At 68.6% G+C, this 15,753-nt stretch carries 14 protein-coding genes; 10 read left to right on the top strand and 4 right to left on the bottom strand.

Annotated elements, in window-relative coordinates; all coding sequences use genetic code 11:
- Window positions 1–27: 27 nt before the first annotated feature.
- Genes ACZ7KI_RS11970 through ACZ7KI_RS11980 form a run of 3 tightly spaced genes read right to left on the bottom strand, consistent with a single transcriptional unit; the run spans window position 28 to window position 2,685 of the window.
- Complete coding sequence (locus tag ACZ7KI_RS11970; RefSeq protein ID WP_470273137.1) at window positions 28–1,188, bottom strand: cytochrome P450; 1,161 nt, start codon at window positions 1,186–1,188, stop codon at window positions 28–30.
- Window positions 1,185–1,715 carry a MarR family winged helix-turn-helix transcriptional regulator gene (locus ACZ7KI_RS11975; RefSeq protein ID WP_470273138.1) on the bottom strand — a complete coding sequence of 177 codons (531 nt, stop codon included), beginning with the start codon at window positions 1,713–1,715 and terminating at the stop codon, window positions 1,185–1,187. Before ACZ7KI_RS11975 ends, ACZ7KI_RS11970 begins: the two co-directional genes overlap by 4 nt.
- A 49-nt stretch (window positions 1,716–1,764) precedes the next feature.
- Entirely contained in the window at window positions 1,765–2,685 is a 921-nt protein-coding gene (locus tag ACZ7KI_RS11980) for a phosphotransferase (protein ID WP_470273139.1), read from the bottom strand.
- Between the two features lie 307 nt (window positions 2,686–2,992).
- Between ACZ7KI_RS11980 and ACZ7KI_RS11985 the strand changes: the two genes are divergently transcribed.
- Window positions 2,993–4,039 (top strand): glycoside hydrolase family 62 protein, encoded by a 1,047-nt coding sequence (locus ACZ7KI_RS11985; RefSeq protein WP_470273140.1) that lies wholly within the window; start codon window positions 2,993–2,995, stop codon window positions 4,037–4,039.
- Between the two features lie 13 nt (window positions 4,040–4,052).
- Complete coding sequence (locus ACZ7KI_RS11990) at window positions 4,053–4,760, top strand: SGNH/GDSL hydrolase family protein (protein WP_470273141.1); 708 nt, start codon at window positions 4,053–4,055, stop codon at window positions 4,758–4,760.
- A 78-nt stretch (window positions 4,761–4,838) separates the two neighbouring features.
- On the opposite strand, the gene ACZ7KI_RS11995 is transcribed toward ACZ7KI_RS11990, so the two are convergent.
- Window positions 4,839–5,891: a LacI family DNA-binding transcriptional regulator gene (locus ACZ7KI_RS11995; RefSeq protein WP_470273142.1), complete on the bottom strand. Its 1,053-nt coding sequence runs from the start codon at window positions 5,889–5,891 to the stop codon at window positions 4,839–4,841.
- A gap of 129 nt (window positions 5,892–6,020) precedes the next feature.
- Between ACZ7KI_RS11995 and ACZ7KI_RS12000 the strand changes: the two genes are divergently transcribed.
- The 8 genes from ACZ7KI_RS12000 to ACZ7KI_RS12035 form a co-directional block, all read left to right on the top strand.
- Window positions 6,021–7,553, top strand: a complete 1,533-nt coding sequence (locus ACZ7KI_RS12000; protein WP_470273143.1) for a sugar ABC transporter ATP-binding protein — start codon at window positions 6,021–6,023, stop codon at window positions 7,551–7,553.
- Window positions 7,550–8,524, top strand: coding sequence for an ABC transporter permease (locus ACZ7KI_RS12005; RefSeq protein WP_470273144.1), 975 nt, complete (start codon window positions 7,550–7,552; stop codon window positions 8,522–8,524). The genes ACZ7KI_RS12000 and ACZ7KI_RS12005 overlap by 4 nt, the downstream gene beginning before the upstream one ends.
- Window positions 8,517–9,533, top strand: a complete 1,017-nt coding sequence (locus ACZ7KI_RS12010) for an ABC transporter permease (RefSeq protein ID WP_470273145.1) — start codon at window positions 8,517–8,519, stop codon at window positions 9,531–9,533. Before ACZ7KI_RS12005 ends, ACZ7KI_RS12010 begins: the two co-directional genes overlap by 8 nt.
- 5 nt (window positions 9,534–9,538) lie before the next feature.
- Window positions 9,539–10,612 (top strand): rhamnose ABC transporter substrate-binding protein, encoded by a 1,074-nt coding sequence (gene rhaS / locus ACZ7KI_RS12015; RefSeq protein WP_470273146.1) that lies wholly within the window; start codon window positions 9,539–9,541, stop codon window positions 10,610–10,612.
- Between the two features lie 6 nt (window positions 10,613–10,618).
- Window positions 10,619–10,930 carry an L-rhamnose mutarotase gene (locus tag ACZ7KI_RS12020; RefSeq protein WP_470273147.1) on the top strand — a complete coding sequence of 104 codons (312 nt, stop codon included), beginning with the start codon at window positions 10,619–10,621 and terminating at the stop codon, window positions 10,928–10,930.
- Window positions 10,931–10,952: 22 nt separating this feature from the next.
- Window positions 10,953–12,128, top strand: coding sequence for an L-rhamnose isomerase (rhaI, locus tag ACZ7KI_RS12025; RefSeq protein ID WP_470273148.1), 1,176 nt, complete (start codon window positions 10,953–10,955; stop codon window positions 12,126–12,128).
- Window positions 12,125–14,155, top strand: coding sequence for a bifunctional aldolase/short-chain dehydrogenase (locus ACZ7KI_RS12030; protein WP_470273149.1), 2,031 nt, complete (start codon window positions 12,125–12,127; stop codon window positions 14,153–14,155). The genes rhaI and ACZ7KI_RS12030 overlap by 4 nt, the downstream gene beginning before the upstream one ends.
- A 69-nt stretch (window positions 14,156–14,224) precedes the next feature.
- A partial coding sequence (locus tag ACZ7KI_RS12035) for a rhamnulokinase (RefSeq protein ID WP_470273185.1) occupies window positions 14,225–15,753 on the top strand: 1,529 nt, incomplete at its 3' end.

Here is a 15,753-nt window from a genome sequence, read left to right on the forward strand (position 1 = left end):
GGCCTTCACGGCCCGACCGCTAGCGGCTCACCACGCGATCGGGACGGCGACGGGCCCCTGCAACGTCAGGAACATTCGCCGCCAGGTGAGTTCGTCGAACGGTACGGCCAGCCGCAGTCGTGGCGCGACGGCCAGCAGTGCGGTGAGCCCGGTCCGGAGTTCCAGCCGGGCCAGGGCCGCGCCCAGGCAGTGATGGGGCCCGTGCCCGAAGGTGAGATGCCCTGGCGCCCGGGCGAGATCGACCGAGTCCGGCTCGGGAAACCGCCGGGGGTCGTGGTTGCCCGCGCGCAGCGGGGCGAGGACGAAGTCGCCGGCGCGGATCGGGACCCCACCGATCTCGGCGTCCTCGACGGCCACCCGTCCTTGGTCGGCGGCGGAACCCTGGTCCTGGCGCAGGAGTTCCTCGACCAGCGCGGGCATCGAGTCGGCATCCCGGGGCAGCTCCGGCGCGACTGCCAGCCGCAGGACGGCCTGTGCCAGCGCGTTCGCGGGTGGGACGTATCCGGCGATCATGGTCGCGAAGGCGAGGTGGGTGATCTCTTCCGGGCGCAAGGCGTCACCGGAGTCGTCCCGCGCCTCGATGAGTCCGGTCAGCAGGTCGTCCCCGGGCGCGTTCCGCTTCGCCTCGACCAGTTCCGCGAGATAGCCGCCCAGATTTTGGGCCGCTTCGGCCATCTCCTCGTAGTCCGGCGCGGTGAACACCGCGACGATTCCGTCGGTCCAGGTCCGCAGCTCGTCGCGAGCCGACGGCGGGACGCCGAGAAGTTCGATGAGCACCGCGAGGGCGAACGGGATCGCGAACCCGTCCAGCACGTCGGCGGGCGGCCCTTGCGCGATCAGTTTCGCGGCCAGGTCCGCCGCGACGGCTTCGACCCGCGGCCGCAGCGACTCGATCCGGCGAGGGGTGAGGGCTTTGGCCGCGATCCGGCGCAGCCGCGCGTGTTCGGGACCCGACATGGTGAAGAGCAGTTCGTCGCCACTGTCCACAGGCGTTCCGGGAACCCACGGCCGGAACCGCGGATCGGCCAGCAACGTCCGGATGTCGGCGTGGCGAGTGACGAGCCAGGCGTCCTCGCCGGACACCAGCCGGACGCTGCCGACGGGTTCCTCGTCCTGCCGCCGGGTGAATTCCGCCGGACACCGCAACGGCTCCGCCTGCGTGAACGGGTAATCGGTCGCCCCAGTCATGTTCTCCCCCTTCTTTTCGGCCTTTCGGCCGCTTTTTCGGTCAGCGAGTTCAGCGGCATCAGCTCGACATCCCCCGTCACGCCCAACGCGCGAGCGGTCAGCACCCGGTACAATTCCTCGGCCGCGAGTGTGAGTCGCGCGGCCCGGTCCGCGACCGCGTCCACGTCCGGATCGAGCTCGGCGAGCGCGTCCGCGATGACCTGCTCGGCGGCGCGCTGCTGTCGTTGCGCCACCACCTCGATCAGCGCCTCGACCGGCGTGACCAAGGTGCGGCGCCGGTCCGCCGGATCCGGGCGCGTCACCACCGCGCCTTCGTCCCGCATCTTCGCGACGGCGGCGGAGACATGGCTCTGCGCGAAACCGGTGCGCGCGGCCAGTTCGCCGATCGACATGCCCGGACCTTCGACGAGTACCGAGATGAGCAGGTCGTAGATCTCCGGGGCCTCCGGATCGGTGTCGTCGCGCATACCCCGGGAGGCGAGCTCCATCAGGTGCTTGCCGAGCAAGTACAGCTCGCTGGCCTTCATATCGGAAACGATACATCGAAAACGATGTAAATTGCCAGGCGGTGGCGATCTAGGCGTTCGCTCGGCGGAGCCGTTCGGCCACCTGTGCGCGGACGACCTCACGCGGTGGCGGGGAATCGATGCACAAGGCTTCCCATCGGACGTCGTGGGCGGCAGGCCACAGGCTGGCCGCCCACGCGATCTCCTGCTCCTCCGCGGAGAACCTCCGCCCTCGAAGGTCCTGATATGTCGCCAAGAAGGCTTCGGAACTTTCGATCGGCGGCAGAGTGGCGGGCCCGGTCTTGGGAAAGACCGCGCTCGCCGCTCCCGCCAGCGCCGCCTCGGGTTGCCACGCCAGGCTGTCCCAATCGTGCACGGCCCACACGCGGCCTTCGTGCCAGCGGAGGTTTTGCGCTTCGAAGTCGGCGTGGCCCAGTACGCACGGCAGCTCGGCGGCCAGCAGTCGCGCGCGGACCCGCTCGGCCGTGTCGACGATGTACGCGGGCACGGCGCGCTGGTCCCGTTCGTCAAGGAACCGGATCGACGGCCACAGCCCGGAATCCTCGTGGTCCCAACGGACCCAGCGTGGATTCGGCACCGGAGGCGGGACGGTCACGTCGGCCAGTGTGGCCAGCAGCCCGGCGAACACCGCCGCGTAACACGCGGCGATCTCCGGGGAATCGCCAGGGACCACCTCGCCGCCCGGCCGGTATTCCTCGGCGTGCACGGCCAGCGCGCCGACGCCGATCACGGGGGTGAGCGGCCGGGCGCACGGAAATCCCCGCTCCGCCAACACGGCCTGCGCGGCGACACAGGACGTGGTTCGCCCGTCGTCCTCTCGGGCCTTCACCACGATGTCCCGACCGTCGGCCAGTCGTAGCCCGAACACCGCCGAGATCGATCGCGCCTCGAACAACACGCTGACCGGCTCGTTCCCGAGCTGGTCAGTGCACCAGGCGGGGAGCCAGTCCGGCAAGTCATCCAAGCTCATCGCGACGACTGTGCCACGCGCGTCGGCCGTGCCGGAAGGGACCGGTGCATGGGAACGCTCCCAGGTCAGCGGGTATGTCAACGATGTCGGCGCTGTCTGTCCAGAATGGACGATCGAGATCGCTGTGGGTGACGTGTCCGTCATCGGGCGTTGTCAGAGTGCCGGGTGTCGTATTAAGCTGACGTTTCCAACGGAATGTTATCGCTAACAACAGCAGCGAAAGGTTTCGTGACTCACCGATTTCCCCGCCCGATGGCGAAAGTTTCGGCCGCCACCGGTTCACTGTTTCCTGCCCGCAGGAGGTTTGGTGAAAACCCGAATCCGGCACCTCGTGGCCGCCATCTCGGTGATGCTGGCCGCCTTGCTGAACGTCCCTGTGGCGACCGCCGCCTCCGCGGCCCTGCCGACGAGTTTCCAGTGGAGTTCCAGCGGTGTGCTGATCAGTCCCAAATCCGATGCCACCCATAAGATCGCCGGGATCAAGGATCCCTCGGTGGTCTACCACAACGGGAAGTACCACGTGTTCGCCAGCACCGCGAACGCCTCCGGCTACAACCTGGTGTACCTCAGCTTCTCCGACTGGTCGCAAGCCGGCTCCGCCACCCACCACTACCTCGACAAGTCCGCGATCGGCACGGGTTACCGTGCGGCACCGCAGATCTTCTACTTCGCGCCACAGGGCAAGTGGTACCTCGTCTACCAGAACGGCAACGCCGCCTACTCCACCAACAGCGACATCGGTAACCCCAACGGCTGGAGCGCCCCGAAGACGTTCTACAGTGCGATGCCGGAGATCATCCGGCAGAACATCGGCGCCGGGTACTGGGTCGACATGTGGGTCATCTGTGACGCGGTGAACTGCTATCTGTTCTCCTCCGACGACAACGGGCATCTGTACCGGTCGCAGACCACCGTGGCGAACTTCCCGAACGGTTTCACCAACACCGTGATCGCGATGCAGGATTCGAACACGCACAACCTGTTCGAGGCGAGCAATGTCTACAAGATCGCCGGACAGAACCAGTATCTGCTGCTGGTGGAGGCGATCGGGTCCGACGGCCGCCGGTATTTCCGTTCCTGGACGTCGTCGAGCATCAACGGCACGTTCAGGCCGCTGGCAGCCAGCGAAAGCAATCCCTTCGCCCGGGCGTCCAATGTGGCCTTGCCCGGCGGGCAGTGGACGAAGGACATCAGTCACGGCGAGATGCTCCGCGCCGGCAACGACCAGACGCTGCCCGTCAATCCGTGCCGGTTGCAGTATCTGTACCAGGGCATGAATCCGTCGGCGGGCGGCGACTACAACAGCCTGCCCTGGCGGCTCGGCCTGCTCACCCAGAAGAATTCCACCTGCTGACCAGGAGTCGACGATGGGACTACGGACAAGGATGCTGGCCGTCGCGGCGGCCGTGACGGTAGCGGTCGCCGGTCTGGCCGGTGTCGGCCACGCCGAATCGAACGGGGGTGTGCGGGTCATGCCCCTCGGTGATTCGATCACCCACGGGTACGGGGTCCCCGGCGGATACCGGATCGGGCTGTGGCAGCGACTGGCGGCCGGCCGATACACGAACGACTTCGTCGGCTCGCAGTTCAACGGGCCGGGCAGTCTCTGGGACCACGATCACGAAGGGCATTCCGGCTGGCGCATCGACCAGATCGACGCGGCTGTCACCGGCTGGATGCGGACCTACCAGCCGCGCTCGGTGCTGCTGCACATCGGCACCAACGACGTGCTGCAGAATCACGACGTCGCGGGCGCGCCGCGCAGGCTGTCCACCTTGATCGACCACGTCACCTCGACGGCGCCCAACGCCGACGTGTTCGTCGCGCAGCTCATCCCGCTGGGGTGGGCGAGTGGCGACGCCACCGTGCGGACGTTCAACAACGCGCTGCCCGGGATCGTGCGCGACAAGGTGAACGCGGGCAAACGCGTGCACCTGGTGAACATGCACAGCGCGCTGACCGCGGCCGACCTTCCCGACGGCGTCCATCCGAACGCCACCGGTTACGACAAGATGGCCGCCGTTTGGTACAACGCCCTGCGGTCGGTCCCGGGAAGCATCGGGAACCCACGCTAGCGCTGGACTGGTCAAGGGGGATGTCCGTGAAGGCCTCCTTTCCTACCTTGAGAGTAGGGAAGGAGGCCTTCACGGACTTCAGTTCTTGCGGCGGGTGGAGGCCCGCACGACCAGTTCCGGGGTGAAGATGACCTGCCGGTGCTCGTGATCCGTTTCGGTGGTCTCCGCCATCAGGAGTTCCGCCGCGGTGCGGCCGAGCCGGTGGCGTGGCTGGCGCACGGAGGTCAGCGGGACCGCCGCCGCGGAGGCGAACTCGATGTCGTCGTAGCCGACGATCGCGAGGTCGTCGGGGACGTTCAGGCGCAGGGCGGCGCAGGCCTGCAGGAGGCCGAGCGCGAGCAGGTCGTTGACGCAGAAGGCGGCGGTCGGGCGGTTCGGCGCGGGCAGGCCGGCCAGACGTTCGCCGGCGTTGCGGCCGTCGGCGACGGTCAGCGTCGAGGTGGTGATGTCGACCAGGTGCTCCGGTCCCAGGCCGGCTTCGGCGAGGGCACGGAGGGCTCCTTCGCGGCGATCGCGTACCTGGCCGAGGGTGGTCTGGTTGCCGACGAAGGCGATGCGGTCGTGGCCCTGTTCGATCAGATGCCGGACCGCGATCTCACCGCCGTGGACGTCGTCGACCGCGACCGAGCAGTGGGTGGCGGTGTCGCGGGTGCGATCAACGATGACGATCGGGGTGCCGCGCCGCGCGATCTCGTCGAGTAGTGGTGAGTCGGGGTCGGCGGGGGTGATCAGGATGCCTTGGACGCGTTGCTCTTCGAGCCGGTCGAGGTAGGCCTTCTCGCGGTCGGGGAGGTTGGCGCTGTTGCAGAGGAACAGCGAAAGGTCGTCCGTGGCGGCGGCGTCCTCCATCCCGGCGGCGACGTCGGTGAAGAACGGGTTGCTGCCGTCGAGCATCACGTAGGCGAGGACGCGGCTGCGCCCGGCGCGCAGTTGCCGCGCGGATTCGTTGCGGACGAAGCGAAGTTCGGCCATGGCGGCTTCGACCTTCGCGCGGGTGCCGGGGCTGACCCGGTCGGGCCGGTTGAGCACGTTGGAGACCGTGCCGAGGGAGACACCGGCGGCGGCCGCGACATCCTTGATGCCCGCCGCACGAGTCTCGAGTCTGGCTTCCTTCGAGCCCCGGTCGGTCATCCGTACCCCCCTCTTGAAACGTAACACTACGGCTGCCTGAGCTTATTCGGCTTTTCGTTGACTTCGCCGTTCGGGCCATAGTAGCTTCACCGCTCCAGGCTTGTGAAACCTTTCAATCCGGAGGTCGCGATGGGGCGACAGGAGCGGTCCAGAGTCGAGCCGGGCCGCGTGCCCCTGCTGGAAGTCCGCGACGTGTCGAAGTCCTTCGGCGCGGTGGCGGCCGTCGCCGGAGTGTCGTTCCCCCTGTACGCGGGGGAGACGCACGCTCTGGTCGGGGAGAACGGGGCGGGCAAGTCGACCATCGTCAAGATGCTGGCCGGGGTGCACCGGCCGGACACCGGGACATTGCTGCTGGACGGCGAACCGGTCGCCTTCGCCTCGCCCGCCGATGCGAAGGCCGCCGGTATCGCGGTGATCTATCAGGAACCGACCCTTTTCCCGGATCTTTCGGTGGCGGAGAACATCGTGATGGGCCGCCATCCACGCCGCGGCCTCGGCATGATCGACCACGGTGCAGTCCAGACCGAAGCGCTGCGGCTGTTCGCCCGCCTCGGCGTGCGGATCGACCCGTCCCGGCCCGCGCGCGGGCTGTCGATCGCCGATCAGCAGATCGTCGAGATCGCGAAGGCGCTGAGCGCGGACGCGCGGGTGCTGATCATGGACGAGCCGACGGCGGCGTTGAGCCTGGTCGAGGTCGAGCGCCTGTTCTCGGTGGCGCGGGCCCTGCGTGACGAGGGTGCGGCGATCATGTTCATCTCGCACCGGTTCGAGGAGATCACCGAGCTGTGCCGGCGCGTGACGATCATGCGCGACGGCAAACATGTCTCGACCGATCGGGCCGGGGACCTGACGGTCGACGAGATGGTGCGCCGCATGGTCGGCCGCGATCTCGACGCGCTGTTCCCCAAGCAGGACGTCGAACCGGGGGCGGTGGTCCTGGAGGTCGAGAACCTGTCGCGGGAGGGCGTCTTCCGGGATGTCTCTTTTTCGGTCCGGGTGGGCGAGATCGTGGCCTTCGCCGGACTGGTCGGCTCGGGCCGGTCCGAGGTCGTGCAGGCGGTGTTCGGGGTGGACGAACGCGACACGGGCTCGGTTCGCTTGAACGGCAAGCGGATCCGGCCGCATTCGCCGCGGGCGGCGATGGCCGCCGGGATGGCGCTCGTGCCCGAGGACCGGCGGCAGCAGGGGCTGGTGATGGACCTGTCGATCGAGCGGAACGTGACGCTGCCCCGTTCGCGTGCGCTGGCGAGACTCGGTCTGCTCACCGGCGCGGAGGAACGGCGGGAAGCGCGGCACTGGACGGATCGGCTGCGGACCAGATACCGCAGCCTGACCGACGCCGTCGGCACGTTGTCGGGCGGTAACCAGCAGAAGGTCGTGCTGGCCAAATGGCTCGCGACGGCGCCGCGGGTCTTGATCGTGGACGAGCCGACGCGGGGGATCGACGTCGGCACGAAGGCGGAAGTGCACCGGCTGATGTCGGAACTGGCCGCCGAAGGGGTCGCGGTGGTGATGGTGTCTTCGGAACTGCCCGAAGTGCTGGGGATGGCCGACCGGGTGCTGGTCATGCGCGAAGGCCGGATCGTCGCGGAACTTCCGCGCGCCGAAGCCACCGAGGACTCGGTGATGTTCGCCGCGATGGGACAGGGAACGGCCGCATGACGGTGTTCAAAGCCCGCGAGTCGGGGATCGCGCTGGCACTCGTGGTGCTGGTGGCGTTCACCGCCACCCAGAACGCGCGATTCCTTTCCGGGCAGAGCATTCGCGACATCCTGCTCGGCACGGCGATCCTCGCGGTACTGGCCGTCGGACAGTCGATCGTGATGATCACCCGGAACATCGACCTGTCCGTCGGTTCGGTGCTGGGGCTGTCGGCGTTCGCGGTCGGTTCGCTGATGCGCGACAACCCCGGCGTGCCGGTGCTCGTCGCGCTGCTGGCCGGGCTGGCCCTCGGTGCCGTGTGCGGTCTGATCAACGGTGCTCTCGTCCGGTTCGGACAGGTACCGGCGCTGGTGGTCACCCTCGGCACGCTCTACGCCTTCCGCGGCGTGTCCTACCTGTGGGCGGGCGGGCAGCAGATCAACGCCGACAAGCTGCCGCCGTCGTTCCTCGGCTTCGGGACCGCGACGCTGCTGGGTGTTCCGTGGCTGGTGCTGATCGCGGCCGTCGTGCTGATCGCCGCGTCGGTCGTCCTGCGCAACTACCGCGCCGGGCGCGAGCTGTACGCGATGGGCTCGAGCCCGCAGGCCGCGAAACTCGCCGGCATCAAGGTCGGTCGCAACACCAGCGCCGCCTTCCTGGTCAGCGGCGCGCTCGCGGGTCTGGCCGGAGTCCTGTTCGCGGCGCGGTTCGGCACCGTCGACGCGGCCGCCGGATCCGGGTACGAGCTCAACGTCGTCGCGGCCGCCGTCGTCGGCGGGGTCGCGGTGTTCGGGGGCAGTGGTTCGGCGTGGGGCGCGGGCCTCGGCGCGCTCCTGCTGACCGTGATCGGCAGCGCGCTGGCGGTACTGGACATCGACCAGTTCTGGCAGCAGGCGATCGTCGGCGCGTTGATCCTGCTCGCCATCGGCGCCGACCGGCTGGTCGCGGTCCGCGTCGCGAAGGCACTGAAGAAGAGGGACTCCCATGTCTGAGCGGGCACAGTCCAAGAGCGCGTGGCTGTCCAGGCTGGCGAGCTGGGACGGCGCGGTGATCGTGCTGACCGTCGTCGTCCTGCTGATCGCCTCCGGTGTGGTCGAGAACTTCGGGACGGGCCGCAACTTCACGTTCCTGCTGCTGGATCTGCTGCCGATCGCGCTCGTGGCGTTGCCGGTGACGTTCGTGATCGTCACCGGCGAGATCGACCTGTCGGTGGCGAGCACCCTCGGCCTGACCTCGGCCGTGATGGGTTCCTTGTGGGACAGCGGTTTGGCGATCGAGACGATCATCCCGCTGTGCGTCGTCCTCGGCGCAGTCCTCGGCGCACTGAACGGCTTTTTCGTCACCGTCCTGAAACTGCCTTCGCTGGCGGTCACGATCGGCACGATGGCGCTGTATCGCGGACTGGCGTTCGTGGTGCTCGGTGACGGCGCGGTGGCGGACTTCCCCCGCGACTTCACCGCCTGGGTCACCGGGACCATCGGTGACGGCCCGATCCCGAACGTCTTGCTCCCGCTCGTCGTACTGGCGCTGATCTTCGGTGTGGTGCTGCACGCGACGCCGATCGGCCGCGGGGTGTTCGCGGCCGGGGCGAGTGAACAGGCGGCGCGGTTCGCCGGGATCCGCACCGGCAGGCTGAAGTTCTGGCTGTTCGTGGTCAGCGGCGCGATCGCGGGCCTCGCCGGTGTGGTGTGGACGCTGCGGTATTCCAGCGCGCGGGCCGACAACGGCTTCGGTCTCGAACTCGCCGTGGTGGCCGCCGTGCTGCTCGGCGGGGTCTCGATCTTCGGCGGCAAGGGCACGCTGCCGGGGGTGCTCGCCGGTGTCGTGCTGCTGGCGACCCTGCAGAACGCGCTTCGCCTGCAGGACGTGTCGAACGAAGCGCTCAACATCGTGACGGGGGTGCTGCTGATCGTCTCGGTACTCCTGCCCAACGTCTTGTCCTCGGCCCGCGCCGGATTACGGCGCGGCAGGCCGTCCGCACCTCCGCCCCAGAAAGGTTGACGACAATGACGCGTCGATTCCTTACCGGCGTTCTCTCGGCCGCCACCGCCGCCGGTCTGGTGGTCACCCTCGCCGCTTGCGGGGGCACCACCAAGAACGACACCGCCGGTTCGGGCCCCGCTCAGTCCACCGCCGCCGCGAATCCGGGCGCGGCCACGAAGGAGGGGGTGAAGATGGCGTTCCTGCCCAAGCAGCTCAACAACCCCTACAGCGACATCGAGGTCGGCGGCGGCAAGCAGGCGCTGGAGGAGCTCAAGGGGGAGTACAAGCTGGTCGGCCCGAACGACGCGAGCGCGTCTTCGCAGGTCAGCTACATCAACACGCTCATCCAGCAGCAGCAGGACGTCATCGGCATCGCCGCGAACGACCCGAACGCGGTGTGCCCGTCGCTGAACCAGGCACGCGGCGCCGGGATCAAGGTCGTGGCGTTCGACTCCGACGCGGCCAAGGACTGCCGTGACGTCTTCATCAACCAGGCCACCACTCAGGGCATCGGCGAGCAGCTGGTGAAGCAGGCGAAGGAGCTGTCCGGCGGGTCGGGCGAGATCGCGATCCTCTCCGCGACCCCCAACGCCACCAACCAGAACGCCTGGATCGAGGTCGCCAAGCAGACCCTGGCCAAGCCCGAGTACGCGAACCTGAAGCTGGTGAAAGTCGCCTACGGCAACGACGACGACCAGAAGTCGTTCCAGGAGGCGCAAGGTCTGCTGCAGTCGTTCCCGAATCTGAAGGTCATCGTCGCGCCGACGACCGTCGGCATCGCGGCCGCGGCCCGGTACGTGAGCTCGTCGAGCTACCAGGGGAAGGTCGCGGTCACCGGGCTGGGCACCCCGAACCAGATGCGCGCCTTCGTCAAGGACGGCACGGTCAAGCAGTTCGCGCTGTGGAACCCGGCCGACATCGGCTACCTGGCTGCCTACGCCGGTGTGGCCTTGAGTTCCGGGCAGATCACCGGTGCCGAAGGCCAGAAGTTCAAGGCGGGCAAGCTCGGCGAGTACACCATCGGCGCGAACGGGGAGATCGTGCTCGGCCCGCCGACGACGTTCGACGCGGCCAACATCGACAAGTTCGACTTCTGACCCGCCATGGCACGGTATTGCTTCTGCCTCCAGGTGAAACCCGACCGCACGGCCGAATACGCCGAGCGTCATCGGGCCGTGTGGCCGGAGATGCTGACGGCGTTACGGGAAAGCGGCTGGCGTAATTATTCGTTGTTCCTGCGCGAAGACGGGCTGCTCATCGGCTATGTCGAAGCCGACGATCTCGCGGCGGCGCAGGCGGCGATGGCCCGTACCGAGGTCAACTCCCGCTGGCAGGCGGAGATGGCGGAATTCTTCACCGATGGCAGGCCCGACGAGAGCCTGCGCCTGCTGACCGAGGTGTTCCACAGCGCCTGACCGGCGCTCGACGAGGAAAGACGTGATCGACTTGCCCGACCTTACGGCCGTGAAATCCGCGCTGCGGACGCAGCGGATCGAGACGCCGTCGTGGGCGTTCGCCAACTCCGGCACGCGGTTCAAGGTATTCCCCCAGGCAGGCGTGCCGCGTACGCCGGAGGAGAAGATCGCGGACGCGGCGACCGTGCACCGGTTCACCGGCGTCGCGCCGAGTGTCGCCCTGCACATCCCCTGGGACCGGGTCGACGACTTCGGCGCGCTCACCCGCTTCGCCAGGGATCTGGGCATCGAGATCGGTGCCATCAACACGAACGTCTTCCAGGACGAGGACTACAAACTCGGCTCGGTGACCAATCCGGATGCGGGGGTGCGCCGCAAGGCGACCGACCACCTGCTGGAGGCGGTGTCCATTATGGACGCCACCGGATCGCGTGACCTGAAGCTGTGGTTCTCCGACGGCATCAACTACCCGGGCCAGGACGATCTGCGCGACCGGCAGGACCGGATGGCGGCGGCACTGCGGGAGGCGTACGACCGGCTCGGCGACGACCAGCGGCTGCTGCTGGAGTACAAGCTGTTCGAGCCGGCCTTCTACGCCACCGACATCCCGGACTGGGGCACGTCCTACGCGCATTGCCTGGAACTCGGGGAGAAGGCGACGGTGTGCATCGACACCGGGCATCACGCGCCCGGTACCAACATCGAGTTCATCGTCGCTTTCCTGCTGCGCGCCGGAAAGCTCGGCGCGTTCGACTTCAACTCCCGGTTCTACGCCGACGACGACCTGATGGCGGGTGCGGCGGATCCGTTCCAGCTGTTCCGGATCATGTACGAGATCGTCCGCGGCGACGCGCTGGACCCGGCCTACGGCATCAACTTCATGCTCGACCAGTGCCACAACATCGAGGCGAAGATCCCGGCGATCATCCGCTCGGTGATGAACGTCCAGGAAGCCACGGCGAAGGCCCTGCTGGTCGACCGGGACGCGCTGCGCGCGGCCCAGCGTGACGGAAAGGTATTGGAGGCCAACGCGATCGTGATGGACGCCTACAACACCGACGTCCGGCCGCTGCTGGCCGAACTGCGCACCGAAGCCGGGCTGGATCCGGACCCGATCGCGGCCTATCACCGCAGTGGATACCAGGAGAAGATCGTGGCCGAGCGGGCCGACGGTCAGCAGGCGGGGTGGGGAGCATGAGCGTGCCGTCCGAACTCGTCGCCCGCAGCAACGCGCTGGGCGCCGATCCGCGCAACACGAACTTCGCCGGTGGCAACACTTCGGCGAAGGGGGAAGTGATCGACCCGGTGACCGCACAGCCGACGGAACTGTTGTGGGTCAAGGGATCCGGTGGTGACCTCGGGACGTTGACCGAATCTGGACTGGCCGTCCTGCGGCTGGACCGGTTGCGTGCCCTCGTCGACGTCTACCCGGGCGTCGAGCGCGAGGACGAGATGGTCGCGGCGTTCGACTACTGCCTGCACGGCAAGGGCGGGGCGGCGCCGTCGATCGACACGGCGATGCACGGACTGGTCGACGCCGCACATGTCGACCACCTGCATCCGGACTCCGGAATCGCGCTGGCCACCGCGGCCGACGGCGCCGCGCTGACGAAGGAGTGCTTCGGCGACCGGGTCGCGTGGGTGGATTGGCGGCGGCCGGGATTCCAGCTGGGCTTGGACATCGCCGCGGTGAAGGCCGCGAACCCGCGGGCGATCGGCGTGATCCTCGGCGGGCACGGCATCACCGCGTGGGGCTCGACCTCCGAAGAGTGCCAACGACACTCTTTGGAGATCATCCGTACGGCCGAGAAGTTCCTCGCCGACCGCGGGATCGCCGAGCCGTTCGGGGCGATCGTGCCGGGGTTCGAGCCGCTGCCCGAGGCCGAGCGCCGTACCCGTGCGGCGGCGCTCGCGCCGGTGATCCGTGGGCTCGCCTCGACCGACCTGCGACAGGTCGGGCACTACACCGACAGTGACGTGGTGCTCGACTTCTTGGCGCGGGAGAAGCTCGCGCCGCTCGCGGCGCTGGGTACGTCGTGCCCGGACCATTTCCTGCGCACCAAGGTCCGTCCCCTCGTGCTCGACCTGGCCGCGACCGCGCCGATCGAGGACGTCGTCAGCCGGCTGAAGGAACTCCACGAGGCCTACCGTGCGGACTACCGCGCCTACTACGAGCGGCACGCGACGCCGGACAGCCCGCCCATGCGCGGCGCCGACCCGGCGATCGTGCTCGTACCCGGTGTCGGCATGTTCTCCTTCGGCAAGGACAAGCAGACAGCGCGGGTGGCGGGGGAGTTCTACGTCAACGCGATCACCGTGATGCGGGGCGCCGAGGCGGTGTCGTCCTACGCGCCGATCCCGGAAAGCGAGAAGTTCCGAATCGAGTACTGGGAGCTGGAAGAGGCGAAGCTGCGGCGGATGCCGAAGCCGAAACCGCTGGCGGGCCGGATCGCCCTGGTGACGGGGGCCGGTTCGGGTATCGGCAAGGCTATCGCCGAGCGGCTCGCGGCCGAAGGCGCGTGCGTCGCGATCGCCGATCTCGACGCGGACGCGGCGGCAGCGGTCGCCACGGGCATCGGTGGCGCCGACCAGGCCATCGCGGTGACCGCGGACGTCACCGACGCCGTGGCCGTCCAGTCCGCTGTGGACGCCACTGTGCTCGCGTTCGGCGGGGTGGACCTCGTCGTCAACAACGCGGGCCTGTCGATCTCCAAGCCGCTGCTGGAGACCACCGAGCAGGACTGGGACCTGCAGCACGACGTGATGGCGAAGGGGTCCTTCCTGGTTTCGCAGGCCGCCGCGAAGGCGATGGTGGCGCAGGGAATCGGTGGCGACATCGTCTACATCTCTTCGAAGAACTCGGTGTTCGCCGGTCCCGACAATGTCGCCTACGGTGCGGCGAAGGCGGATCAGGCGCACCAGGTGCGGCTTCTCGCGGCCGAGCTGGGCGGGCACGGAATCCGTGTCAACGGCGTCAATCCGGACGGTGTGGTCCGTGGTTCGGGCATCTTCGCCGGCGGCTGGGGCGCGCAACGGGCCGCGGTGTACGGCGTGCCGGAAGAGGAACTCGGCGCCTTCTACGCCCAGCGAACGATCCTCAAACGCGAGGTGCTGCCCGAGCACGTGGCCGCGGCGGTGTTCGCGCTCACCGGCGGCGACCTGACCCACACCACCGGGTTGCACGTGCCGGTGGACGCGGGTGTGGCGGCGGCGTTCCTTCGCTGAGACGGGAGAAAGACGGTGTCGGTGCTGCGGGTGGCGGCCGTCGACCTCGGCGCGTCCAGCGGGCGCGTGATGGCGGGGTCGGTCGGCCGGGGACACCTCGGGCTCCAGGAGGCGCACCGGTTCCCTAACGGTCCGGTGCGGGCGGGCGGGACGCTGTACTGGGACGTGCTGGGCATCCACCGGGAGATGCTGCGCGGTATCCAGGCGGTGTACGCCGGTGGCGGGCTGTCCGGGATCGGCATCGATTCGTGGGCCGTGGATTACGGACTGCTCGACGGTTCGGGCGCACTGCTGGGAAATCCGGTGCACTACCGGGATTCCCGTACCGACGGCGTCCTGGAACAGGTCGGGAAGGCCATCCCGGCGCGGGAGCTCTACGACGTCACCGGGTTGCAGCAGCTGCCGTTCAACACGCTCTACCAGCTGGTGTCCGAAGTGGACAGACTGGCTCCGGCGGAGACGATGCTGTTGATTCCCGATCTGCTCGGCTACTGGCTGACCGGGGAAATCGGCGCGGAACGGACCAACGCCTCGACGACCCAGCTCTACGACGTCCGCGCGCGGTCCTGGGCGGTGGACCTCGCCGGACGAGCCGGAATCCCGTCGCGGCTCCTGCCGCCGCTGCGGGATCCGGGGGAGCGGATCGGCATGCTGCCGCCGGAGCAGGCCGCCGACCTCGCGCTACCGTCGACGCCGGTGATCGCGGTCGGTTCCCACGACACGGCGTCGGCCGTGGCCGCCGTGCCCGCCGAACCCGGCACGAGCTTCGCCTACATCTCGTCGGGCACCTGGTCACTCGTCGGCCTCGAACTCGACGCACCGGAACTCGGTGACGCCGCGCTCGCCGCCAATTTCACCAACGAAACCGGCGTCGACGGCAAGATCCGCTTCCTGCGCAACGTGATGGGACTGTGGGCGCTGACCGAAACCCTCCGGACCTGGGCCGCGCGCGGCGACCGTGTCGACCTGGCCGACGTGCTCGCGGAAGCGGCCGAAGCACCACCGCTGGCCGCGGTGGTGGACGTCGACGCGCCCGCGTTCCTTCCGCCGGGGGACATGCCGTCCCGGATCGTACGGGCCTGCCGGGAGACCGGCCAGCGTCCGCCGTCCACGCGCGGCGAGCTCGTCCGGTGCATTGTGGACAGTCTCGCGCTGGCCTATCGCCGCACGGTCCGCCAAGCCGGGGCCTTGACGGGCCGGACGATCGAGGTCGTCCACGTCGTCGGTGGCGGAGCGCGCAACGAACTCCTGTGTCAGCTGACCGCGGACGCTTGCGGCGTGCCGGTGCTGGCCGGTCCGGTGGAGGCGACCGCACTGGGCAACGTGCTCGTGCAGGCCCGGACCCTGGGTGCCGACCTGCCGGATCTGGCCGCGATGCGCGCACTGGTCCGGGAAACGCATCCGCCGCGGCGGTTTCTGCCGTCGGGCCGGGACCGCGGGTGGGAGGCCGCTGAAGCCCGGCTCGGGTTGGTCGTGGGGGGGGGGGGGGGGGGGGGGAAAAAAAAAAAAACCACAAACCTCCCCCCCAACACACCCCTCCCCCCCCTTCCCTCAAACAACCCGTTCCACTTTTTGTGGGGGGGGAGGAAAGGTTGGAC

Source organism: Amycolatopsis sp. NPDC039088 (genome assembly GCF_055598845.1).